Origin of the sequence: Kineococcus vitellinus, assembly GCF_009906315.1 — a bacterium.
Lineage (GTDB): Bacteria > Actinomycetota > Actinomycetes > Actinomycetales > Kineococcaceae > Kineococcus > Kineococcus vitellinus.
Window position 1 is genome coordinate 1 of record NZ_JAAALL010000689.1, and the last position, 246, is coordinate 246.

A 246-nucleotide genomic window follows, 5' to 3' on the forward strand; every position below is an offset into this window, starting at 1 on the left:
CGCCGCCGCGATGCTGCGCATGGCCCGCCAGGCGCGCCCCGGCTCCGACCGGGAGGGGGTCATCGACGCCTCGATCCTGGCCGTCGGCTTCGGCATGCTCTCGTGGACCTTCCTCGTGCGCCCGGCGGCGGCGGAGACCCGCACGAGCATGGCGAGGACGACGACGTCGCCGACCGGGTACGCGAGCGCGACCAGCCCGGCGAGCAGGTCCTCGGGCAGCTCCGCCAGCGCCGGGCGCACGAGGAA

1 protein-coding gene is annotated in these 246 nt (G+C 76.4%); it reads right to left on the minus strand.

All coding sequences use genetic code 11. The features are described from left to right. A partial coding sequence (locus GTQ99_RS24110) for a hypothetical protein (protein WP_166618123.1) occupies positions 1–246 on the minus strand: 246 nt, incomplete at both ends.